This is a genomic window from Neobacillus sp., from assembly GCF_031988165.1.
GTDB classification, from domain to species: Bacteria; Bacillota; Bacilli; order Bacillales; family Cytobacillaceae; genus Neobacillus; species Neobacillus rhizosphaerae.
In genome coordinates, this window is sequence record NZ_DALZYO010000051.1 from 1 (window position 1) to 24,696 (window position 24,696).

Below are 24,696 nucleotides of genomic sequence, written 5' to 3' on the forward strand. Positions count from 1 at the left end.
TCGCTTCGCTCACCGTGTTTCCTTTATCTCAGTCGAAGCGCTCCAGTCCATACGCCGCTAAACGGGCGCTTACGCTTTTCTTATTCGAACCTCTTTTTTCGTGTATTCGTTATCTGTATGGTAAGATAAAAGGGAAATTTTTATGAAGAAGTGATCAGAATGAATTTACAAAGAAACCTAATTCCTAATCAAAACACACAATGGCAACAGTGGGAAAAGGAACTGAACGATACAGGGATTATTAAAGATGAAAGCCGTTTAATTTCGGCTATTAGTCTCGAAACTCACCCTATTACGTTATCTTACCTCTTAACCCTTGCAGCACTTTCAAGACATGGACGCCATAAGGAGGACTCATTGGCACTGGCTTTCCTTGATAATGCCTTAAAACTGGATCCTGATAACCAGAGGGCAAAAGAATTTATGATTCGGTCTGAATGGATGAAACTGAAAGACATACTCCTTCCACTATCTTTTCCACCGATAAGGGAAACGGATAATCGTACAGCCAAAAAGAAAACGGCTGAGCAGTATATAGATATATGTCAAAGTTTTTTATCAGGAGCGGATCAGCAGCTTAATAATGTACAAAACAACTTGGATTTGGCCACAAATATGGTCGATAAAGCTCCCTTTCATAAGTATAATCAACTTTATCATTTGCTTTCTGTGGCAATTGAGACGACTGGAAACCTTTTGAAAGCCGCGGAAGAATACGATCAATCGATTACTGGTGTTTTTCATACATCCATCTTTTATGAGAATTTAAAAATGCATTTGTTAAGTGTCGAGGAAATCAAACAGCAGTGGCTGCAAGAATTTGATGAAATGGATAATACTGTCCAAACGGCAGAAAATGCTCTAGATCAATTAAATAACATGATTGGAATGGATTCGGTAAAGAAACGAGTCAATGATTTTTACCGCTTTCTAAAATACCAAAAACATCGGAAGGAACTCGGCTTTCAAGTGCGGGATGAATTAAGCCTGAACATGATTTTAACAGGAAATCCAGGGACAGGGAAAACCACTCTTGCTCGGTTGATGGCTAAAATTTATCATGAACTGGGTGTTCTGCCAAGGGAAGAAGTTATTGAAACGGACCGATCTCAGTTAGTAGGTTCCTTCGTAGGGCAAACGGAAGAAAATGTCCGCGCTGTTGTGGAACGCTCGATTGGCGGGGTATTATTTATTGATGAAGCCTATAGTTTAAAACGTGAAGGACAAACGGGAAATGATTATGGGCAGACAGCGATTGATACGCTTGTATCGCTGATGACCGGAAGTGAGTACGGGGGAAAATTTGCTGTCATACTGGCTGGATATCCTGAAGAAATGCGAACCTTTTTAGATGCAAATCCTGGTTTACGAAGCCGTTTTCCACAATCAAATTTTATTCATTTACCTGATTATTCGAATGAAGAGTTAATTCATATCGCAGAAAAGGTTGCTTCAGAGAATGATTACATTTTGACGGAAGAAGCAAAAATTGAAATAAAACATCGTATTGATCAGGAACGGGTAGATGACACATTTGGTAATGCTCGCACAGTCCATAATATCGTTTTAGAGGCGATTTTTAAAAAAGGAGCAGACACCAAGGCAATAAATGAAGATATTTTAAACTTTATGCTGCTAAATAATGATGACTTTCGTACAGAGAGGGAGAAAAATACAGACAAACCACAGGAAAAGCTGAATCGCTTAATTGGTCTTTCTTCCATAAAAGTTGAAATGAGATCACTTATTTCGTTTGTGAAAATGCAACAGTTTAGGCGAAAAAAAGGGCTCCCAATCGTCCCTATACAACTACATGCGGTTTTCACTGGAAACCCAGGTACCGGAAAAACGACAGTAGCGAAAATCTATGCAGAGTTTTTGAAAGAATGCGGGATTTTAAAAAGAGGGCATCTTATCGTTGCCAGCAGGGCTGATTTTGTGGCAGGATATGTCGGTCAAACAGCTGGGAAAACAAAAAAGAAAATCAAGGAAGCTCTTGGTGGTGTATTGTTCATTGATGAGGCCTATTCGTTGTTTGGCCAAACGACGGGTGATTTTGGAAAAGAAGTTATTGATACCCTTGTTGATGAAATGACAAAGCATAATGAAAATTTAGTGGTGGTATTGGCGGGTTACCCAAATGAAATGGACGAGCTTCTTGAAAGCAATCCAGGACTTCACTCTAGATTTAAGAAGTTCTTGCAATTTCCTGACTATTCTTCTGACGAGCTACTTACGATTATGACAGCCTATGCTGATAGCTTTCAATATCAATTAACAAAAGAAGCTAAGAATTTATTGATGAAGACATTGGAAAAGGTAAATTTCAAGGGGAATGGTCGTTTTGCTACAAATTTAGTAGACGAAATGATTCAAGCCCAAGCCTCGAGGTTAATGGATATCGAAGAGGATGAAAACTTATTCGAAAACTCCATGTTTTTGGAGGAAGATGATGTTAAAAAAGCCTTAAGTAAATTGTAAAAATGGATTGAACAAGAAGGGAAGGATGCTCGTGGAAAATTATTTTGTTTCGACTAGAGAAATTCAGCTTTACTATGCAGATACAGATATGATGGGTGTCATCTATCATGCCAATTATTTAAAGTTTTTTGAGTTGGGCAGGACCGGTTTTATTGAAGACCTCGGCTATAGTTATCTTGCTATGGAGGAGTCAGGTTACTTTGCACCTGTCTATGACATCCAAATCACCTATAAAAAGCCGTTACGGTACGGCGATAAAGGTTTTGTAAAGGCATGGGTAGAATTAAACGATGGCATTAAGACCATTTATGGCTATACAATTGTTAACGGGGATGATGAAGTATGTGCTGAGGGGAAATCTACCCACATTATTGTCAAAAAAGACAATTTTAAACCGACTTCTTTCAAAAAGGCTTTTCCTGAATGGTACTTAAAATACGAAGAAATGAAGAAAAAATAACTGGGGAAGCCCAGCAAACTACACTTTTCTTCTAGATTTACTGGTAGACTGAGGTGAACAAGATGGCCTTTGGAATTAAAAGACAAGAAATAATCGAATGGAAAAGAAGAATTGATAGTGGAGAAATTGCTTTTTTAACGCATTATTGGCTGGATGACCGCTTTCCGGGTTGTACGACAGTTACCAAGGTAGGCTGCCATGATCTTGAAAAACTCGCAGCATGGGGTAACAAGTATGGTCTGAAAAAAGAATGGATCCATCACAGGGTTGACGGCTATTCCCATTATGACTTGCTTGGTGCAAAGCAAAAAGAAATTTTGCAAAGAGAAGGCTTAATTGAACATATTTGGACAAACAAAACAGGCACACTTGAGAGATAACCATTTTTCAAGTGTGCCTGTTTTTTTATCCCTTTTGTATATATTGAAAAACAGGTTCGTCGTAGTCTGATTGATATTCAATCAATAGATCATGGTCATCCAAGTACCATAAATCCTTTTCTTCTATATAGAAAGTAATACCCTCTATGTATGATTTTGCTCCAATATCTACTGGTTCTTCAGAGGAAATACCAAGAGAAAAACCACTTTGGACAGTACTGCATCCACCATATCGAACAAAAAAGCGAATGTGATCACCTTCTGTGAGATTGAGTTCCTGTTTATACCATCGAGCTGCTTCATTTGTAATTTGTAAATTCATTGGTTGAACTCCTTTCTGATGCTACAGTCTTATTATATAAGAATCATCATCAGGAATCGAATTTACAGCCAGTATTTCGCAGAGAATTCCTAGACGTTTTAATATAGAATAATATTTATATTAAAAAAAGCCCCAGTTACCGGAGCCATTGTACCATATGCTGTTGAATTTCCTTGTATTTTGCATCTGCATTCGGTAGACCATATGCTCCTGCTTTTTCTAACGGTACGACGCGGAAATTATGATATTTTTGACTTGTCACATAGGTCGGGTAAAAAACAGGATTTGAAAGTTCAATTGTATTTCCTTTTTCAGAAACATGTTTAATAATCTCAATAGTTGCTAAACCGCCAATATCTTTATAATCATTATATTGCGCTGAAATAAAGTTTCCTAATGAATAAACAACAAAAGTTTTGCGACCATCGGTTGTATTAATCCATTCCATTGGTTGTAAGACGTGTGGGTGTGACCCGAAAATGACGTCTACACCTTCGTTGGCTAGAAAGTTAGCTAAATCTTTTTGATCATTTGTAGGGAACCGTTGATACTCAATGCCCCAATGGATGCTCATCACGACAACATCTGCTTCCTTTTTGGCCCGATGAATTTCTTCTTTCATGTTATCACGGTCAATCAGGTTTACGAGAAAATCTTTTCCTTTAGGAACTGGGATTCCGTTCGTTCCGTAGGTATATGCAAGATAGGCAATTTTGATGCCATCTTTATTTATTATCCTCAATTTTTGGTGATCATTTTCATTAAGGAAGCTCCCCACATGTGGTAAACCAATATGATCTAAATAAGTCGTTTCCGATTGTATGCCTTGTTCACCTTTATCTAACGTATGATTATTGGCAGTCGAAACCATATCGACTCCTGTATGAACTAGAGAATCAGCGACCTCGTGTGGACTATTGAACAGTGGATAACCAGAAAGGCCAAGTTCTGTTCCACCCAAGATACTCTCTTGATTAGCAGTCAGAACATCCGGTTTTTCTAATAGAGGTTTCACAGGTTCAAACATTGGATCGAAATCGTATTTATCACCTTTAAAGGCATCCTGATATACTGGGCTATGAATCAAAATATCACCAATGGCTCCAAGCGTTGTTTTTTCAGTCATCTGCCGATTCACATTAAGTGGTGATCGTGATTGATGCTTTTTTGCTTGATAAACCTTTTCTTCTTGTGTAGGATCTTGCTGTTGCTGAATGTAAAGGATAGCAGCAGCTGCAATAGAAATTAAAATAATAACAGAAGAGATAATGACTTTCTTTTTCATATACACTCCTAAGAATTATACTTTGACCATACCAAACTTGAGGATAGTAAAACTTTATTACGCTTTCATTTCATAGCCATTTAATTTTAGGTTCCGTTTTATTGATGATTCTTTTAATATTTGTACGATGACGATAAATGACAAATGATGCAAGTAGGAAAACGACAATGAGCAAAGGTATGTCCCAATCGCGAATAAACCCGGTTATTATGGCAAATAGGACAGCAGTAATTCCTGCAATCATGGAAGATAAAGAAACATATTTTGTTATGTAAAGACTGATAAAGAAAGCCAATAAAAGCGTAAAAAACATAAGTGGAGCACAGAACAACAAAACACCGCCAGAGGTAGCAACGGCCTTTCCACCGCGAAATCCAGCGAAAATTGGGTAGGTATGTCCAATAACAGCAAAAACCCCAGCAAGCAATGGGTTTATATCAAGGTTAAAAAGCACCGGTAACGAAGCGGCTAACGTCCCTTTCAATATATCGGAAAGTGTAACCACTAACCCTGCTTTAACACCAAGCGTTCGAAAAGTATTCGTTCCCCCTAAATTACCACTCCCATGTTCACGGATATCTGTTTTATAAAAAACTTTGCCGATTATTAACCCTGATGGAATGGAACCAAGTAAATAAGCTAGAATCAAGACTAAAATAATTTGAACCATTAACGATTTCTCCTTCAATAAAAACTTTCAAGAGTTTCAACTCATTTAATACTCAAACTGGATATTCTGATTCGGTTTTGCGGCGCTCTGCCCCGTTTCCAAACAAAAGATCCAGTCCTCCTATTTTACCATGTATTTACGAAAAAACACTAATTCATTTATCAAACATGTAATCGAAACATCTCTGAATCTAATAAGTTTTAAAACGATAGCAAAAATACCTTCTCATTTCCAATAAGATACCTTACGATAGAAATGAGGGGGAAGCGAATCATGGCACGTGTTACTTACCATAAAAACAAAAAATTATCAACAGGTTGGATTGTAGGAGGATTAATAATCGCAATACTGCTTGTATTGTCTTCCATATTTCTCTTATTATATCCTTTTGCATCAACTGATAAAAAATCATATTTCCAAGGAGAAAATCCGATTCTGTTTGATGGAGTTCAACAAGGGAATGCCATTATTGAAAAAAATACAATGTTTGTTCCATTTACTTTCATGAAGGAACACATTGACAAAAACATCATTTATGATGAAAAGTCAAAATCAGTCATTATTACAACCCAAGATAAAGTCGTGCAAATGCCGACAGATTCACTAACCTATTACGTTAATCAAAAGACCGTCAACTTACAACTCTCACCTATTATTTCGAAGAATGGGGAAATTTTCATCGCACTTGATCCGATTCTCTCTTTTTATCCAATCCAGTATAAGAAATTGCCTGAAAAAAAGGCCATTTGGATTCAAAAAGATGGTGAAAAGTATGCGAAGGGTAGATTAACCAAAAGGGATATCAACAAAGAAAAGCTAAGATTGCGTACTAAACCAACTTTGCAGTCGCCATATGTTTCCGAAATGACCAAAAATGAAGTTGTTACCATTGAAAAGGACAATAAGGGTTATTATCTCGTTAGGAAGGCAAATGGAGTAAGCGGCTATATCAAAAAAGACTTTGTTAACAAGGGAGAGCCTCTAACCATCAAAGTAAAGCGCGCAAGCAATACTTTTCAAATGCCCAAGCTGAATGGCCCGATTCAATTAACGTGGGAAGCGGTTTATACAAAAAATCCTGACTCTTCAAAAATACCTAAAATGTACGGAGTAAATGTTGTTTCACCCACGTGGTTTTCCCTCGCTGGCAGTGATGGAGCGATAAAAAACCTTGCTTCTCTAGACTATAGTAAATGGGCGCAAGCAAAAGGCTATCAAGTTTGGGGAGTGTTTTCAAATTCCTTTGATCCTAAACTCACTCATGAGGCATTAAAAGACTTTGGAACACGCCAAACAATTATCCGGCAATTGCTTCATTTTAGTCAGATGTATCAGCTCCAAGGAATTAATTTTGATATTGAAAACGTAAATCAAGAGGATGGACCGTTTGTTACACAATTCATAAGGGAGGCAATGCCTTACCTTCATGATGCTGGCCTTGTCGGATCATTGGATATAACCTTTTCTGCAGGTGAAAACAACAACTGGTCATCCTTCTATGAAAGAACTAAACTAGCTCAAATTGCCGATTATTTGATCGTTATGGCCTATGATGAACATACAGGTGCTTCATCCGGATCTGGAAGTGTGGCAAGCTTGCCATGGGTCGAAAGGAACCTTCAAAATTTGCTGACTGAAGTTCCAAATGAGAAGTTGGTTCTTGGTGTTCCCTTATATGCAAGACTATGGAAAGAACAAAAAAATACCAATGGTTCCCTTGACGTCACTGCAAAGGCGTTGGCGATGGATAAGGTGAAAGCCTGGTTGACTGAAAAAGGTCTGCAGCCGACTTTGGATGAAGAAAGCGGTCAAAATTATGCAGAATATTACGATGAGGTAGAAAAAGCTACCTTTAAAATATGGATTGAAGATGAATTATCGTTGCAAAAACGAGCGGCTTTAGCTGTAAAATATCAATTAGCTGGTGTTGGGACGTGGTCTAGAATTTTTGGTAATCCAACAGCATGGACAGCATTAGATTTAAATGCCGCAAAAGCAGTATCACAAAAATAAGTAAAAGTTAAAGGACCACATTGGTGGTCCTTTATTTTATTCTTTAGTTGTCTAAAGTAAGAACAAATATCGTCAATTTTATTACAAAAATATGGAGAATTTTCAAACCATTTGTTAATTTATTGAAAGCGGGGAATTGACACCCTATAATTTAGATAAAATCAAATAAAGAGCGAATTCAAAACCGGCCGAATCGACACGAACATTGGTCGGTTTTCTATATATTTTTTGTAGAAAAGGGGCGGAGCGCCGCAAAAACGGATTCTATTTATCCGGTCGTCGTGTAAACTATACAATTTTCACTACTAATTAGGTGTAGCTTAGCTCTACTCATACCCCCTTTATATTGTAAGGTTGGGGCTTTGAATGAAAGTAGATGGTAGTGTGAAATCCCATTTACGTGATAAAAATTGAGGTGATAAACATGGCAAGAAATATAATGGAATATCTCTATCATAAGTATCCGGATGTTCGGGTTTTATATGTAGAGGATGAAAGGTTTTCTCGGGAGAAACTTCTTCGTATTCTAAATCGTCGGTTTGCTACCATTCATGTTGCTAATGACGGTGTTGAAGGCTTACAGCTCTATAAGCGGTACCATCCAGACTTAATTATCGTCGATATAAAAATGACTCATATGAGCGGTTTAGAGATGATTAAAAAAATTCGCGAGCTTAATGATAAAGTTCAGGTCATTGTGACCACTGCTCAAGAGGAGAATGACTTCAACATCCAATCGATTGAACATAACGTCAATCATTTTATCTTAAAACCAATTGATTTAAACCAGTTTTTAGAAGCGATTCATGAATCTATTCAACAAATTAAACTAGAAAAAGATTTTGCCATGATGGATCCATTGACAAATAGTTTTAACCGTTCGAAGTTTCATGAAATTCTAGCTAGTGAAATGAGGCAAGCCGAACAATTTGACCAATCTTTTTCAATTATTATGATGAGTATTGATAGCTTTAAAAATGTAAATGATTGTTTTGGATCACATGTGGGAGATAAGGTGTTAGTTACAATCTCGACGATCATCCAACAGCGGATTAGAGAATGTGATTTCTATGCTCGCTGGGGTGATGAAGAGTTTATCCTGCTAATCCCAGGTACAGATAGTCAAAATGCTGCAGAGTTAGCAGAATCCATCCGATGTATTATTGAAGATTTTTCCTTTAAAAATATAAGTCATTTAACCTGCAACTTCGGAATTGCCGAGTATTCAACAAAGAAATCGAAAAGTGAACTGATTCAAGAGGCAGAACAAGCCCTTTATCAGTCAAAAAATAAAGGACGAAACTGTGTAACCATTTATAACAAAGAATGATTGAAGGTGAAATAAGTGCTTTTTTTCTATATTTTTTTATCGTTAGTTATTGGCTGTTTTATTTTTGTGATCTTCCAAAATTTCCTAAAAGGCCGTGAGCTTATGAAAAGGCTAAAAGCACGTGAAAAAAGCTATCGGGAGTTAGAAGAAAAATATGAAGTGATGAAAACATTAAATCAGACGTTAGAAAAACGAATTGAGGAAGAAGTTGCGAAGACTAGGGAGAAAGATCATATTTTAATCCAGCACTCCAGACTTGCTGCTATGGGTGAAATGATTGCCAGCATTGGTCATCAATGGCGTCAACCCTTAAATAGTTTATCACTTTTAATCCAGGACGTAAGGGAAGCACTGGAGTTTGGTGAAATTGATGACCAATATATAGACCGTTTTATTAGAGAGAGCATGATACAAATTAAGCAAATGACACGTACTATTAATGATTTTCGGAAATTCTACACGCCAAACCAGGAAAAAAGTCCTTTCTCCGTAGGGGAATCGATAGAAGATGCTTTGTCCATTTTTTCCTCCAGCCTTAAAAATCATGGAATCCAAGTAGAATTTGAATATCGAGGGCAACAAATTGCTTATGGGTTTCCGAACGAATATAGCCAGGTTGTCCTAAATATTTTAACAAACGCAAGGGATGCTTTTGTTCAGGGAGACATTCCCAATCGAAAATTATTAATTAAATTAGACGAAACAGAAGATTGTGTGAGCGCTGAATTCATTGATAATGCTGGCGGGATCGAGCCTGCTCTACTTAATAAGGTATTCGACCCCTATTTTACCACCAGGAATCATGGAACCGGCCTCGGACTTTATATGACGAAGATGATTCTTGAGAATATGAATGGAAGTGTATCACTAGAAAACACTGGTGACGGAGCGCGGTTCTGTCTTTCAGTCCCGAAAGTAAACGCAGCTTATAAACCGGAACTTATTTCTGTTTAAATGCTATTTTTTATAAGCTCCCAATAAATTTGGGAGCTTTATTTAACTCCCTTTATTATGTTTTTTTATTAAAAAAAGGTAAAATAAAGAAAACAACCTAAGGAGTGGTTATCTTGGCCATTGAAAATCCAAGTCGCGAAGAAATTGGGGCTATTTTAAAAAAAGCAAAAACAATAGCTGTCGTAGGGTTAAGTAATAATCCAGAACGAACGTCCTATCAAGTTTCTGCGGTAATGCAGAAAGCAGGATATGAAATTATTCCAGTAAATCCTAGCATTGATGAAGTTCTTGGAGTAAAAGCGGTAGCCTCACTATTGGAAATAGAAGGTCATGTAGACATCGTTAATGTATTCCGTCGCTCTGAGCAATTGTTTGATGTAGCTAAGGAATTTGATAAGATTGATGCTGACGTTTATTGGGCCCAACTAGGTCTTGCCAATGAAGAAGCTTATAAATTTTTAAAAGAAAATGGCTACACGGTTGTTATGGATCGCTGCATAAAAGTCGAACATGCGCTAACAAGATAAAGTGTTGCAAGAAAAACTGCTAAATGTTTGGCAGTTTTTTTATTTTACTTCCTAAAAAATACAAGAATAATATTACAATATTATGTTGTTTCAAATTACGTATTTGCCAAATCGAAATAAATCGCTACAATTAAGCATAGATGTCGCAAGCACATTCGGGATAGAAAACATACATATGGGTAAGTGTCAAAAGGCAGCACGAAATATGTTTCCCATAAAGAAGTTGTTATTTCCTTTAATGTTGGTTAGAATTAAAGCGGCAAACATGGGTTCTATTTTATTTTTAATAAAGGATAAATGACTCATATAAACGAATGATAAATAAAATTAGTTATTTTGTAATTTGAAGAATGTTTATGATCTGGAAATGGGCCGAGCACCGCATAAACGAATCAACACATCCAGTTTGAGTGAAATTTATACCGTTTATCACTTTAAACAGATGAAGCTTGGCTTTGCTCGCACCGCCTATATGATGTTAGGCTGGGGCTTTGAATTTATTAATGTTTCCAAAGTAGATGGTCGCTTTAACGCCATTTACGGTTTGTAAGTATGAAAGGGGTATTTTAGTGGCAAGGAATCAACAAGCTTTTGATTATAATGATGATGCCATACAGGTACTAGAAGGTCTTGAGGCAGTTAGAAAACGGCCTGGAATGTACATTGGCAGCACCGATTCACGAGGTCTTCACCATCTCGTCTATGAAATTGTCGACAATTCTGTCGATGAAGCACTCGGTGGATTTGGTGATCAAATTATTGTAAAAATTCACAAAGACAATTCCATTAGTGTTATTGATAAAGGGCGCGGAATGCCTACCGGTATGCATAAAATGGGGAAACCGACACCTGAGGTCATATTAACAGTGCTTCATGCTGGCGGTAAATTTGGTCAGGGCGGATATAAGACAAGTGGCGGGCTCCATGGTGTTGGTGCCTCTGTCGTCAATGCGTTATCAGAATGGTTAACCGTTACCATCAAACGGGACGGCTTCGTCTATGAACAGCGATTTGAAAATGGTGGCAAGCCTGTTACGACACTTGAAAAAATCGGAAAAACCAATCAAACAGGAACGACGATTCATTTTAAACCAGATCCATTGATTTTTTCGACAACTACCTATAATTTTGAAACCTTATGTGAGAGGTTACGAGAGTCAGCCTTCTTGTTAAAAGGATTAAAAATCGAAATTATCGATGACAGAAATAACCTACATGAAGTATTTCACTATGAAAATGGCATTGAAGCCTTTGTTGAATATTTAAACGAAGAAAAGGATGTCCTACATCCTGTCATCAGCTTTGAAGGCGCTCAGAATGGTATTGAAGTTGATTTTGCTTTTCAATTTAATGATGGCTATTCAGAAAATATGCTATCATTTGTCAACAATGTCCGTACCCGGGATGGCGGTACACATGAAGCAGGTTCGAAAACAGCGATGACCCGAGTATTTAACGATTATGCCCGTAAGGTATCTTTCTTAAAAGAGAAGGACAAAAACCTTGATGGTGCTGATATTCGTGAAGGGTTATCCGCCATTATCTCTGTCAGAATCCCGGAAGAGCTGCTTCAGTTTGAAGGACAAACAAAAGGGAAATTGGGAACAAGTGAAGCAAGATCTGCTGTAGATGCGGTTGTCTCAGAACATCTCTCCTATTTTCTTGAAGAAAATCCTGATATCAGCTCTCTGCTGATAAAAAAATCGATTAAAGCTTATCAAGCACGTGAGGCTGCAAGAAAAGCCCGCGAAGATGCACGCAGCGGGAAAAAACGAAAACGCGGAGAGGCGGTTCTATCTGGTAAACTAACACCGGCACAATCACGCAATCCGCAAAAAAATGAACTTTATCTTGTCGAGGGTGATTCGGCGGGCGGTTCAGCGAAACAAGGACGAGACCGCCGCTTCCAGGCAGTTCTACCATTACGAGGTAAAGTAATTAATACAGAAAAAGCTAAACTGGCAGATATTTTTAAAAATGAAGAAATCAATACAATTATCCATGCTATTGGCGGCGGTGTTGGTGCTGACTTCACCGTGGACGACATCAACTACGATAAAATTGTCATTATGACCGATGCCGATACAGACGGGGCACATATCCAAGTATTATTACTTACTTTCTTTTATCGCTATATGAAGCCCCTTATTGAAGCTGGTAAAGTGTTTATCGCCCTCCCGCCTTTATATAAAGTAAGTAAAGGGACAGGGAAGAATGAAAAAATTGAGTATGCTTGGAATGATGATGAACTGCAGGGTGCAATCAAAAAGGTCGGCCGTGGCTACATCATTCAACGCTATAAAGGTCTTGGCGAAATGAATGCCGACCAACTTTGGGAAACAACCATGGATCCAGAGACAAGAACGCTTATTCGCGTCAAAATAGATGATATTGCTAGAGCGGAACGCCGCGTTACAACCCTAATGGGTGACAAGGTTGAACCGCGCCGTAAATGGATTGAAAATAATGTGGCATTCGGGTTAGAAGAAGATGACACTATTTTGGAAAATGAAAATATTACGGTCTCTGAGGAGGGTTCTGAAGGATGAGTGCAACTGAAAAATTCCGTGACTTACCTCTAGAAGATGTACTTGGTGATCGTTTTGGCAGATATAGTAAGTACATTATTCAAGAACGTGCCCTGCCAGATGCCAGGGACGGCTTAAAACCGGTACAACGAAGAATTCTCTATGCGATGCACGTCGAAGGGAATACACATGAAAAAGGTTTTCGTAAATCAGCCAAAACGGTTGGTAACGTAATCGGTAACTATCACCCTCATGGTGATTCCTCTGTTTACGAAGCAATGGTTCGTATGAGTCAGGACTGGAAGGTTAGAAATGTTCTCGTGCAAATGCACGGAAATAACGGTAGTGTCGATGGTGACCCACCGGCAGCAATGCGTTATACAGAAGCAAGACTTTCAGCGATTGCCGCTGAACTTTTGCGTGATATTGAAAAACAAACGGTTGAATTTATTCCAAACTTTGATGATACCTCGAAGGAACCAACTGTCCTGCCTGCCATGTTTCCGAACCTACTCGTGAATGGTTCAACAGGCATTTCTGCCGGGTATGCGACTGATATTCCTCCACACCATCTTGGTGAAGTCATCGATGGCGTCATTATGAGAATGGACCAACCGGCAGCTACTATTGATGAGCTAATGACCATTATCAAAGGTCCTGATTTCCCAACAGGAGGGATTATTCAAGGAATCGATGGCATTAAAAAAGCCTATGAAACTGGTAAAGGCAAAATCATCGTCCGCAGTAAAGCTGATATTGAAGAGGTTCGCGGCGGCAAACAACAAATTGTTGTAACCGAAATACCATACGAGGTTAATAAGGCGAATCTTGTCAAAAAAATCGATGAATTCCGCCTTGACCGGAAAGTCGAAGGAATTTCTGAAGTCCGCGATGAAACGGATCGAACTGGGCTCAGAATCGTCATAGAGTTAAAAAAGGATGCCGATGCTGCAGGTGTCTTAAATTATCTTTATAAAAATAGTGATCTTCAAGTTACTTATAATTTTAATATGGTCGCCATCCATAAAAAGCGTCCAAAACTAATGGGACTACGTGAATTACTAGATGCTTATATCGAGCATCAAAAGGAAGTTGTCACAAAAAGATCGGAGTTCGAGCTTAACAAAGCGAAGGAACGCCAGCATATTGTTGAAGGATTAATGAAAGCTTTATCCATTCTAGATGAAGTAATCGCCACCATCCGGGCATCTAAAGATAAACGTGATGCGAAGGACAATTTAATCGCGAAATTTGCATTTACTGAGCTGCAGGCGGAAGCCATTGTTTCCTTACAGCTTTATCGGTTAACAAACACCGATATCACAGCATTAAGACAGGAAGCAGAAGAATTAGCGAAAAAAATCGAAGAACTTACAAGCATTTTAGCGAGTGAAAAAAAGCTATTCTCTGTTATTAAAAAGGATTTAAAAGAAGTGAAAAAACGCTTTGCTGATGAACGCCGCTCTAAGATTGAAGCAGAAATTGAAGAGTTGAAAATTAATCTTGAAGTTATGGTTCCAAGTGAAGATGTAATAGTAACAGTAACGAAACATGGTTATGTAAAACGGACTAGCGGGCGTTCCTATGCTGCTTCAAATGGTCAGGATCTTGCCATGAAAGATTCCGATCGTCTGCTTGCACAGCTTGATATGAATACTAAGGATGTCTTGCTTCTGTTCACGAATAAAGGAAATTACTTATTCTGTCCAGTTCACGAGCTGCCAGATATCCGCTGGAAGGACCTTGGACAGCATGTAGCAAACATCATTCCAATCGAACGCGATGAGGAAATTATTCAAGCCATTCCAGTCAAGGATTTTGAGACAGATGGATTCTTAGTTTTTGTCACAAAAAATGGTATGGTCAAGAAAACAGAACTAAAAGCCTACAAAGCACAGCGGTATTCGAAACCACTTGTTGGCGTTAATCTTAAGGATGATGATCAAGTCATTGATGTTCACCTTACAGATGGAACCATGGAGCTTTTCTTAATTTCCCATTATGGTTACGCTCTATGGTTCCCTGAGGATGATATCAGTATTGTTGGTATTCGTGCTGCAGGTGTGAAAGGAATCAACTTAAAAGATGGTGATTATGTTGTTGGCGGTAAAATTATCCCCCCTAACAGCAATGAAACCATCGTTATTTCCACCCAGCGTGGAGCTGTGAAACGAATGAAGTTGAAGGAGTTCGAAATAGCATCACGTGCGAAGCGTGGCGTCGTCATTCTTAGGGAGCTTAAAGCGAATCCGCATCGAATCATGGGCTTTGTTGTTGCTCGTGACCAAGACTCAATCATTATTCAGACTGAAAAAGGCTATACTGAAACTCTTAAAGCAAGTGATATTCGCTTAAATGACCGCTATTCAAACGGTTCATTTATCCTCGATGAGGGGGATAATGGGAAGGTAACTACTGTTTGGAAAGTGAGTAGTCCAGAAAATCCAAGTGAATAAGTTTTTTAGTGGACTCTCTTGAAAAAGAGAGTCCTTTTTAGTTTCAGCGACTAGAACCTCGAGGTCAAAAAACTTCTGCCACATGAGGTTAAAGTGCGGTATGTATATGGCAGAGAACATTTGCTTGGCTACAGAAAACTACAGCTTTCTGCACGCATTAAGGGAGACTAAGACGATTTCTTTTCGCCTAAGTCTCCCTTAATTGGAACTGACCAAGGAGACTTTGCATATATATTTTTTCATCTTTTTTCCATAATTGGACATACTACTACTAATTGACGATGGAGGGGAAAAGGATGAAAAAAGAGATTTTATTGGTGATCACTTCGTTTTTTCTCATCTCACTAACAGCAATTACTGGTGTATATGCGTTAGAAGAAAAAGCGAAAGTTGTGACAATTTCAAAAGAGGAAGCAGATATTACAGGTGATAAAAAATCTGAAGTCATTTCTTTAAAGGGTATTCCTTATCAGGATGAAGCATCTTATTTGAAAAAAGTTTTCATAGAGGTAACTGCATCTAATATGAAAACCTATACATTTCCCTTAGATAGTGGTTCTAAAGCGGCACTACAGCTTGTTGACTTAAACCATGATAAGGTGAAGGATATGTTCGCGACTGTCTTTACTGGTGGAAGCGGAGGTATAGTCGTTAACTATTTATATTCCTTAAAGGATTTTGTACACACCGACCTAACTGTACCAGATCCTCTAGAAATGGATGCCAATTTCCTAAATGGATATAAAGCAGAAATAAAACTGGCGCAAAGTGGGAAAACTTATTTGTTTGATTTAAAGGACCGTAAGAAATATTACAAAACATTAGGTCTTTACTATAAAGGAAAGCTCAATGAACCGACAGAACTGGCGGTAAATGGGTTTAACAGCCTAAAGCCGATTCAATTAGAAGAGGGAAAGATAGGGTTAAAAGGTTGTCAAAGAGTTACAGGAGTCGCAAATGCTGACACAATCGCAATAGTTGAGTCAACCTGGAATTATGATCGTGGTCAATGGAATCTAATAAATACCGAAGTGAAGCAAGAAAAAGCAAACTAATTAATCCACCACAATTATGCAGTTCATAAACACAGGAAAACCTGTGTTTTTTTTTACAAAAAAATTGACGGTGTTAATGGCTAGGAATATACTTAGGTATGTTAATAATTAAGTTACCTAAGTAATATAACTACATTTAAAAAATTGAGGTGGGAATAGTGGCTGATATCGAAAGCGCCACAGCACAAAAGCTTCTTAAAGCGTTTATGCAATTTAGAAAGACGGGTTGGCATGATAAGAAGATTTCGGGACATAATCCAAGTCAATTCAAGGTTCTAGCAACGATTCAACAAGGTGCCAATGAAAAAGATTACGAGATGAAGGTATCAGAAATTAGTCAATGTTTGCAGGTTACTCCTCCAACCGTTACACAAATCATAAATAACCTTGAAAAAGATGGCTTAGTGGAGCGCACAGTTGATCCAGAAGATAGACGTGCTGTTAAAATTAAACTTACACCAACAGGGATGGAGGCTACAGCGAAAGCGAGAATTCGGTTCACTGAAACCTTTACTGGTTTAATTGATTATTTAGGTGAAGAGGAAAGTGAGCAGCTTGCTGATTTACTCACTAAAGTTCAACACTATTTTAGTGAACTAAATCGCTAATAGGTTAAGATAGTGAAAGTTTGAGAAAATGGAGTGAATATACTAGTTCATATTCAGTTCATAAATATATTGTATTGTGTATTCATTAACAATTTAATAGGGAGTTGAACCCAATTGATAAAATTAAGCAGATTTTTGAAACCATTTCAAATACCGATTTACTTTGTTTTAGGTCTTGTCCTTCTGCAGTCATTAGCTGAACTTTATTTACCTACATTAATGGCAGATATTGTCGATAATGGCGTGGTTACAGGCGATACCCACTATATTTGGAAAATTGGCGGCCTAATGTTGCTGGTTGCAGCAGGAGGTATGATTTGTTCTATCGTTGCCAGCTTCTATTCTGCAAAGGCTGCAGCTGGTTTCGGTAAATTACTTCGGAGCAAGCTATTTTCTCATGTTGGTAATTTTTCATTACATGAGTTTGATAAACTCGGGACTGCTTCCTTAATTACTAGGACAACAAACGATATCACGCAAATCCAGCAGGTGTTAGTGATGATGCTAAGGATGATGGTGATGGCTCCAATGATGTGTATTGGCGGTATCATTATGGCCTTATCAAAAGATACGAAATTAACCTTAGTTTTGGCCGTGTCTTTACCTGTTCTTGTCATTACGATTATCGTAATTGCGCGAAAAGGAATTCCTCTATTTAAGGCAATGCAAGTTAAGTTGGATAAACTTAATCGAGTTTTAAGAGAAAATTTAACTGGTATCCGTGTCATTCGTTCATTTAACCGGGTAACCCATGAGAAAAAACGTTTTAATGAAGCAAACTGGGATCTAACGCAAACAGCTATTAAGGTTAATAAACTCATGGCCGCGATGATGCCCATTATGATGATTGTTCTTAACCTTACAACAGTAGCGATTGTTTGGTTTGGGGGAATTCGGATAAGTAATGGTCATATGGAAGTTGGCGACATGATGGCGTTTCTTCAATATGCGATGCAAATAATGTTCTCCTTCGTTATGTTATCGATGATGTTCGTGATGATTCCAAGAGCATCGGTATCAGCCGTTAGAATTAACGAAGTGTTTGAAACGGTTGCGGATATTCAAGATCCGTCTGAACCTGTTTCCGCAGAAGCTAAAAAAGGGCAAGTAGAATTTCAAAATGTAACCTTTAGCTATCCTGGTGCAGAAATGCCTGCTATTTCAAATATTTCTTTTAAAATGAACCCGGGAGAAATAACGGCTATTATCGGCGGGACCGGCTCTGGTAAATCGACACTTATTAATTTGATTCCTCGTTTTTATGATATTGAAAGTGGTAGGGTGCTTGTCGACGGAGCAGATGTACGTGAAATGACGCAGGAAAGCCTTCGCGAAAAGATTGGTTTTGTACCGCAGCAAGCTGTACTTTTTACCGGTACCATTTCAGAAAATATCCGATACGGAAAAGAAGATGCAAGTGATGCCGACGTGCACCATGCAGCAGAAATTGCACAGGCAATTGAGTTTATCGAAAATATGCCAGATGGGTTCAATTCGGTCATTGCTCAAGGTGGAACAAATGTTTCTGGTGGGCAAAAACAGCGTTTGTCGATCGCAAGAGCTCTAGTAAGAAAACCTGAAGTCTATATTTTTGATGATAGTTTTTCAGCGTTAGATTTTAAAACAGATGCTAAGCTCCGTGCTGCTTTAAAAGCAGAAACCGCTTCTTCCACAATGCTAATCGTTGCCCAACGTGTAAGCACGATTATGGATGCCGATCAGATTATTGTCCTCGATAATGGCGAAATTGCTGGAATTGGAAGACATAAGGAGTTAATGGAAACCTGTGCGGTTTATCGTGAAATTGTTATGTCACAGCTGTCAGAGGAGGAAATCGCATGAGCAGAGATTCCAAGAACCACAAACCTCAACAAGGTCCTGGAGCGGGAAGACCTGGTCCAGGCGGGGGATTCGGTCCCATGGGAATGGGAATGCCAATCCAAAAAGCAAAGAATTTTAAAGGAACACTAAAAAGATTAATAGGTTATTTGAAACCTCATAAATTACAGCTGTTATCCGTGTTGATTACAGCGATCATTAGTACTGTATTTGCGATTGTCAGCCCAAAAATTATGGGTAAAGCAACGACAAAACTGTTTGAAGGTCTAATGATGAAACTTAGAGGTGTTCCTGGTGCCAAAATTGATTTTGATTATATTGGTCAAATTGTTCTTCTTTTGATAGGACTTTATATTTTGAGTGCAGCTTTTGCTTATATTCAACAGTATATCATGGCGGGGGTGGCACAAAAAACGGTCTACAATCTCCGTAAAGAAGTGGAGGAAAAGCTCAATAGGCTGCCGTTAAAATACTTTGACTCCCGTACCCATGGTGAAATTCTAAGTAGTGCTGTAAATGATGTGGATAATATCAGTACCACACTTCAGCAAAGTTTAACCCAGCTGATCACATCAGTTGTTACTTTAATTGGGGTCATTGTAATGATGCTTTCGATTAGTCCACTGATGACACTAATAGTGGTCTTAACACTCCCACTCAGCTTTGTTGCCATTATGAAAATAGCGAAAAAATCACAAACCTATTTTAAGGGTCAACAAAAATCACTTGGTCAGCTTAACGGGCACGTGGAAGAAATGTACACGGGTCATAAGGTTATCAAAGTTTTTGGCCAAGAACAAAAATCGATAGAAAAATTTGAAGAAACCAATGAAGCACTTTATCAATCAGGCTGGAAGGCTCAATTTATGTCTGGCATGATCATGCCATTAATGTCGTTTATCAATAATATTGGCTATGTCCTTGTATCGGTAGTTGGGGGTATATTAGTAACGAAAAAAGCGATTGAAATTGGAGATATTCAAGCTTTTATTCAATATGCAAGACAATTTAGCCAGCCAATTACCCAAACCGCTAATATCGCGAACGTAATCCAATCAACGATTGCAAGTGCGGAACGTGTATTTGAAATATTAGATGAAACGGAAGAAGTGCCTGAAGCGGTTGCAGCTACGGAGATCGTTACTCCAAAAGGGGAAGTTAGGTTCGAACATGTTTCCTTCGGTTATAATGAAAATGAACCACTTATTGATGACATGAATATTGATGTGAAACCAGGACAGCGGGTTGCTATTGTTGGACCAACAGGCGCAGGGAAAACAACGCTGATAAATTTATTAATGCGTTTCTATGAAATTAATTCAGGTAAAATAGTAATTGATGGAATTGATACTCGGGATTTAAAAAGGGAGCATCTGAGAGGTCTGTTTGGAATGGTGCTTCAAGATACCTGGCTCTTCAATAGTTCGATCCGTGAAAATATAGCTTATGGCCGAGAAGGAGCAACAGAAGCAGAAATTGTTGCAGCAGCGCGAGCAGCCAATGCTGACCATTTTATTCGAACGCTGCCAGAAGGCTATGATACGATTTTGAACGAGGAAGCTTCTAATATCTCACAAGGTCAAAAGCAATTATTAACGATTGCACGGGCTATTCTTGCTAATCCTGCCATTTTAATTCTTGATGAAGCAACGAGCAGTGTGGATACCCGGACAGAAGTTCAGATTCAAAAAGCAATGAACCATTTGATGAAGGGACGCACAAGCTTTATTATCGCTCACCGGCTATCAACAATTCGCGACGCAGATTTAATCCTAGTGATGAATCAAGGAAGTGTAATTGAAAAAGGGAATCATCAGGAACTGTTAGAAAAAGACGGTTTTTATGCTGATTTGTATAATAGTCAATTTACTAAACGCAATGGAATAGAAAGTGTTGGGTAATTAACTATCTAGTGCTTAGAAAGCTGGAAAGCTTTCTAAGCACTAATAAAACTAAAAAACGACAAACTAACTTTTTTCTATCATCCTGAAGCTGTTGAATCATGATCTAAGAAAAGTACCTTGGCATTCTCATCATAAGAAATAAGCTCTGCATATCTTCCCCAATCGATTAAGATATCCATTTGAAGCTCAGCTTCTTTTGCTCCAAAATGTTTCGCAAAAATCTCCACGAAAAATTCCCGCTCCATTTTATGATTTGATTTCGAATGTAAAATCCATACTAGTTTTTCCATTATTGGAATATAACTCAGAACACTTTCTTTAAACAGAATCTTACGGTCAAGTACACTAGCATCAGCAAATTGATGACCAACCTCGGTCAACTCGATATCACCATGTTGAATGAGGGCAAAGTGTAGCATTTGTGCCGCTTCAACAATAGGCAGGAAATCTTCGAGATCTAGGTTTAATTGATCTGCTAGTTTGTATAAGTCAACTTTTTGGCCAAGATCGGCAATCAATTCGATGAAACCTGTGAGTGCCCCCGCAGGAACTTGCTGAACTTTCTCCATCTTCTTCTTCTGTACTCCAGTAGTATCAGGGGATTTGATTTCTTTTTTTGTCAAAATAGAATAAATGCGATCGACTAAAGATGTGAATGAAGACTCTTGTTTATCACGCCAATGTGGCATGGTAATTGGAATGTCTGCTATTACCCGAGCGGGGTCCTTTGACAAAACGATAGCCCGGTCCGACATATATACTGCCTCCTCAATACTATGGGTAACCATGATAATACTTTTGGTTGGGATTTTCTTCTCCGTCCATAGCTCAAGCAAATCATTCTTTAAATTCTCTGCAGTCAATACGTCAAGGGCTGAAAATGGTTCGTCCATGAGAAGAATATCAGGCTCCATAATGAGAGCACGGCCAAGACCTACACGTTGTCGCATTCCTCCAGATAACTCCTTTGGATAGGCTCCTTCAAAACCATCAAGACCAATCATATCAATTACTGAGAGTGCTTTACGCATTATTTCTGCTTCTTTTAAGGATTTATTTTCAAGACCAAGCTTCACATTTTCAAGAACAGTAAGCCAAGGAAATAATGCAAAAGACTGAAACACCATACCTACTCCAGGATTGGTTGAAACAATGGGCTTTCCGTTATATAAAACAGTTCCCTGAGAAGGGGAGACTAGGCCAGCAATAATTCGGAGCAGTGTCGATTTTCCTGATCCTGAAGGGCCTAATATTGAAACGAATTCTCCTTCTTTAATATTAATATTGATATCTTCTAAAATGCTACCACTAGTTTGATTGGGTAAAATGTATCGTTTGCTAATTTGGTTTAATTCAATTAATGTTTTTTTCATAACTTTCACCTCTAATCCAAATGATATTTCTTTTCAGCCAAATCGTATAATCGGCGCCAAAATAGACGATTTACCATTACAACTAATAAACACATCACAATAATACTCCAGATAATTTCTGGCCAATTACCATTTGTTGTTGCTTGAGCGATATATGAACCTAATCCTGACACTTGAAGGGTATTATTTTTCCAAGATACAATTTCTGAAACAATACTTGCATTCCATGCGCCACCGCTTGCAGTAATACAACCGGTAACAAGAAACGGAAAGACAGCAGGGAGGATAAGCCGTTTCCATTTCTGAATACGTGTTAATTTTAGTATCGAACTTGCTTCATTCAAGTCAGATGGAATCGCCATAGCGCCTGCAATGACATTAAAAAGTACATACCATTGTGTACCCAACATCATTAGAGGGACGACACCAATCTCCATCGAAATTCTTAGCTTTAAAAATAAAATAATGAAGATTGGAAAAGCCATATTGGCAGGAAATGACGCCAAAACTTGAATAATTGGTTGAGCAACACGAGCGAGACGAGGATTCGTCCCGATAAAGACACCAACTGGAAGTGTCCATATGACTCCAAACAGTGTTGATAGGAACACCCGAAAAGCTGTCAATAAACCAAGATAGACAACATGAAGGATTTCTTTCCCGCTTAATTTAATAATTTCTAGAATCCCTTCAAAAATATATTTACCGACCATCGTGGCAATGAGAGCCATAAGCAACCATTTGAAGATTTTTTTTATGTGTTCAGGGATTACCGGAATAGAACCTTTTGATGTTTTTTTCTTACCCAAGATAAACCAATCATGAAACAATATTTGTACCTTTTGGTTGATAAAACGAACAAATCTTGCCCGTTTTAAGATATCAAATACCCAAGAGGTCGGAATATCACTTGCTTCTACCTGTTCATTTTTGAATTTTTGACTCCATGCAATAATGGGACGCCAAAACAATTGATCGACCACGACGATTAAGAGGATCATGGTCAAAATTGAATAAATGATAGCCATGATATTTCCTTCGTCTGCAGCCATTGCCATATACGATCCAATCCCTGGCAAATGGATATCTTGATTTAGAACGCTAATGGATTCACTGGCTGCAAGAAAGAACCAGCCTCCGCCAAACGACATCATACTGTTCCAAACTAAACCAATCATCGAAAACGGTAATTCTAATTTACAAAATCGTTGCCAACGACCCAATCGATTAATTTTTGTTGCTTCATCCAAATCACGAGGAATCGTCTTAAGAGAATGATAGAAACTAAACGTCATATTCCAGACCTGTCCGGTAAAAATGGCAAATATGGACGCACACTCTACACCTAGCAAACTACCTGGAAATAACGCCATAAAAGCAAGAACTGTAGCGGATAGGAATCCAAGTACAGGTACAGATTGCAGAATATCGATTGCAGGAATCATAAATTTTTCTGCAGTCCGGTTATAGGCAGCGATTCGTCCATAAACAAAGGTAAAGAGTAAGGATGCAGCAAATGCGATAAACATCCGGAGGAGCGAACGACCGGCATAGTAAGGTAGCCATTTCAGATCAAGGCTTAAATTTGATTGTTGTACTGTAGAGAGGGGAACCCTCATTCCTGAACCAAGTTTGGCAGAGGCATATAAAATTGCTAATAATAAGAAAATAACAAAAATATCGGCCCAACCAAATTTATTTTTTTGATTAGCATTTGTGAAAGTATTGAGTTGCATAGGAAACAGCCCCTTTTCAAAGCAAAATAAAAACTCCCGAATTTTTAGCACGGAAGTTCAGTATTCCTTCATCAAAAAGGGAAAAAGGGGGTATATTTTCAGATGGGGAAGGATTTGAAGGCACACTGAAAATAGACAGACCTAATTCACGATGGGGGAATACCGGAATTCCTGCTTAACGATAAAAACGAATGATTCAACATACTACATATTCGATAACTACTGTCCATTTTCCAGTTCACTCCTTATCTTATACATATGAAAAAGCCCCAAGGAATCTTCCTAGGGGCATAAGTTCATAGCAAATAAACCAATTCCCCCAAGTTGAGTTTTGGCACTATACAACGTAAAGGGTAACCCTTAGCCACCTTATGAAAAGCCTTAATCCGACAATTCCTGTTCTACCCATTGGCATCTTTCGATATTTCCGGGCAGTGGCCTATGTTTGTATAGGAGCCTCACCTAACGAGGATATATTCATTCATTGGAATGATACTTCTGAATATTTTATTTGTCAATCATTAATTTTAAAAAACTATTCAAAACGAAAGTTGAAAATATTTGTTTCTTAGCTAACAAAAAAAGAAAAGAAGGGATTAATGAAAGCAGGGGAGGGGTCGATTTTATAAAGAAGGTAGCAAAATACGGGATTTATCCTTTTGAAATGTATAAGTAAAAGTAATAATAGGGAAATCGAATAAAAGAAATAAATGACAATTATTATATTTATTACAAAAAAATCAAGATAAACTCACATTTGAATAAATTATTAAAA

Annotated in this window: 19 protein-coding genes and 1 riboswitch; of the genes, 14 read left to right on the top strand and 5 right to left on the bottom strand. The window is 38.2% G+C overall.

Annotation, left to right across the window (positions count from 1 at the left end):
• Positions 1 to 159 precede the first annotated feature (159 nt).
• The 3 genes from RTR43_RS22660 (at position 160) to RTR43_RS22670 (ending at position 3,321) form a co-directional block, all read left to right on the top strand.
• Positions 160 to 2,481, top strand: coding sequence for an AAA family ATPase (locus RTR43_RS22660; protein ID WP_312475575.1), 2,322 nt, complete (start codon positions 160 to 162; stop codon positions 2,479 to 2,481).
• 25 nt (positions 2,482 to 2,506) lie between these two features.
• On the top strand, positions 2,507 to 2,941 hold the full coding sequence (locus RTR43_RS22665) for an acyl-CoA thioesterase (RefSeq protein ID WP_312475577.1): 435 nt from the start codon (positions 2,507 to 2,509) through the stop codon (positions 2,939 to 2,941).
• Between the two features lie 62 nt (positions 2,942 to 3,003).
• On the top strand, positions 3,004 to 3,321 hold the full coding sequence (locus tag RTR43_RS22670) for a hypothetical protein (RefSeq protein WP_248736248.1): 318 nt from the start codon (positions 3,004 to 3,006) through the stop codon (positions 3,319 to 3,321).
• A gap of 25 nt (positions 3,322 to 3,346) precedes the next feature.
• Here RTR43_RS22670 and RTR43_RS22675 read toward each other — a convergent pair whose 3' ends face one another.
• The 3 genes from RTR43_RS22675 to plsY all read right to left on the bottom strand — a co-directional run bounded on the left by RTR43_RS22675 (position 3,347) and on the right by plsY (position 5,598).
• Complete coding sequence (locus RTR43_RS22675) at positions 3,347 to 3,643, bottom strand: HesB/YadR/YfhF family protein (RefSeq protein ID WP_312475580.1); 297 nt, start codon at positions 3,641 to 3,643, stop codon at positions 3,347 to 3,349.
• Between the two features lie 136 nt (positions 3,644 to 3,779).
• The gene (locus RTR43_RS22680; protein ID WP_312475582.1) at positions 3,780 to 4,928 is read right to left on the bottom strand and encodes a CapA family protein; all 1,149 of its coding nucleotides are present in this window, start codon (positions 4,926 to 4,928) and stop codon (positions 3,780 to 3,782) included.
• 70 nt (positions 4,929 to 4,998) lie between these two features.
• Positions 4,999 to 5,598, bottom strand: coding sequence for a glycerol-3-phosphate 1-O-acyltransferase PlsY (plsY, locus tag RTR43_RS22685; protein WP_312475585.1), 600 nt, complete (start codon positions 5,596 to 5,598; stop codon positions 4,999 to 5,001).
• Between the two features lie 273 nt (positions 5,599 to 5,871).
• Here plsY and RTR43_RS22690 point away from each other — a divergent pair, with 273 nt between their 5' ends.
• From RTR43_RS22690 to RTR43_RS22740, 11 genes are all read left to right on the top strand, one after another.
• Positions 5,872 to 7,611, top strand: coding sequence for a glycosyl hydrolase family 18 protein (locus RTR43_RS22690; RefSeq protein WP_312475587.1), 1,740 nt, complete (start codon positions 5,872 to 5,874; stop codon positions 7,609 to 7,611).
• A 424-nt stretch (positions 7,612 to 8,035) separates the two neighbouring features.
• A complete protein-coding gene (locus RTR43_RS22695) occupies positions 8,036 to 8,941 on the top strand; it encodes a GGDEF domain-containing protein (protein WP_312475590.1) in 906 nt (301 codons plus the stop codon).
• A 102-nt stretch (positions 8,942 to 9,043) separates the two neighbouring features.
• Positions 9,044 to 9,895, top strand: coding sequence for a sensor histidine kinase (locus tag RTR43_RS22700; RefSeq protein WP_312475592.1), 852 nt, complete (start codon positions 9,044 to 9,046; stop codon positions 9,893 to 9,895).
• A gap of 113 nt (positions 9,896 to 10,008) precedes the next feature.
• Positions 10,009 to 10,422, top strand: a complete 414-nt coding sequence (locus tag RTR43_RS22705; protein ID WP_312475594.1) for a CoA-binding protein — start codon at positions 10,009 to 10,011, stop codon at positions 10,420 to 10,422.
• A 367-nt stretch (positions 10,423 to 10,789) separates the two neighbouring features.
• On the top strand, positions 10,790 to 10,972 hold the full coding sequence (locus RTR43_RS22710; RefSeq protein ID WP_312475595.1) for a hypothetical protein: 183 nt from the start codon (positions 10,790 to 10,792) through the stop codon (positions 10,970 to 10,972).
• Positions 10,973 to 10,991: 19 nt separating this feature from the next.
• On the top strand, positions 10,992 to 12,971 hold the full coding sequence (gene parE, locus RTR43_RS22715) for a DNA topoisomerase IV subunit B (protein WP_312475597.1): 1,980 nt from the start codon (positions 10,992 to 10,994) through the stop codon (positions 12,969 to 12,971).
• On the top strand, positions 12,968 to 15,406 hold the full coding sequence (gene parC, locus RTR43_RS22720) for a DNA topoisomerase IV subunit A (RefSeq protein WP_312475599.1): 2,439 nt from the start codon (positions 12,968 to 12,970) through the stop codon (positions 15,404 to 15,406). The genes parE and parC overlap by 4 nt, the downstream gene beginning before the upstream one ends.
• Before the next feature lie 296 nt (positions 15,407 to 15,702).
• Positions 15,703 to 16,461 carry a hypothetical protein gene (locus RTR43_RS22725; protein ID WP_312475601.1) on the top strand — a complete coding sequence of 253 codons (759 nt, stop codon included), beginning with the start codon at positions 15,703 to 15,705 and terminating at the stop codon, positions 16,459 to 16,461.
• A 158-nt stretch (positions 16,462 to 16,619) separates the two neighbouring features.
• A complete protein-coding gene (locus RTR43_RS22730; protein WP_312475603.1) occupies positions 16,620 to 17,069 on the top strand; it encodes a MarR family winged helix-turn-helix transcriptional regulator in 450 nt (149 codons plus the stop codon).
• Positions 17,070 to 17,183: 114 nt separating this feature from the next.
• Positions 17,184 to 18,911, top strand: a complete 1,728-nt coding sequence (locus tag RTR43_RS22735) for an ABC transporter ATP-binding protein (protein ID WP_312475605.1) — start codon at positions 17,184 to 17,186, stop codon at positions 18,909 to 18,911.
• Positions 18,908 to 20,809 (top strand): ABC transporter ATP-binding protein, encoded by a 1,902-nt coding sequence (locus RTR43_RS22740; protein ID WP_312475607.1) that lies wholly within the window; start codon positions 18,908 to 18,910, stop codon positions 20,807 to 20,809. Before RTR43_RS22735 ends, RTR43_RS22740 begins: the two co-directional genes overlap by 4 nt.
• An 80-nt stretch (positions 20,810 to 20,889) precedes the next feature.
• Here RTR43_RS22740 and RTR43_RS22745 read toward each other — a convergent pair whose 3' ends face one another.
• Entirely contained in the window at positions 20,890 to 22,185 is a 1,296-nt protein-coding gene (locus RTR43_RS22745) for an ABC transporter ATP-binding protein (RefSeq protein WP_312475609.1), read from the bottom strand.
• 11 nt (positions 22,186 to 22,196) lie between these two features.
• Positions 22,197 to 23,921 carry an ABC transporter permease gene (locus RTR43_RS22750; RefSeq protein WP_312475612.1) on the bottom strand — a complete coding sequence of 575 codons (1,725 nt, stop codon included), beginning with the start codon at positions 23,919 to 23,921 and terminating at the stop codon, positions 22,197 to 22,199.
• Between the two features lie 309 nt (positions 23,922 to 24,230).
• A riboswitch (M-box (ykoK) riboswitch) is annotated at positions 24,231 to 24,398 on the bottom strand.
• Positions 24,399 to 24,696 lie beyond the last annotated feature (298 nt).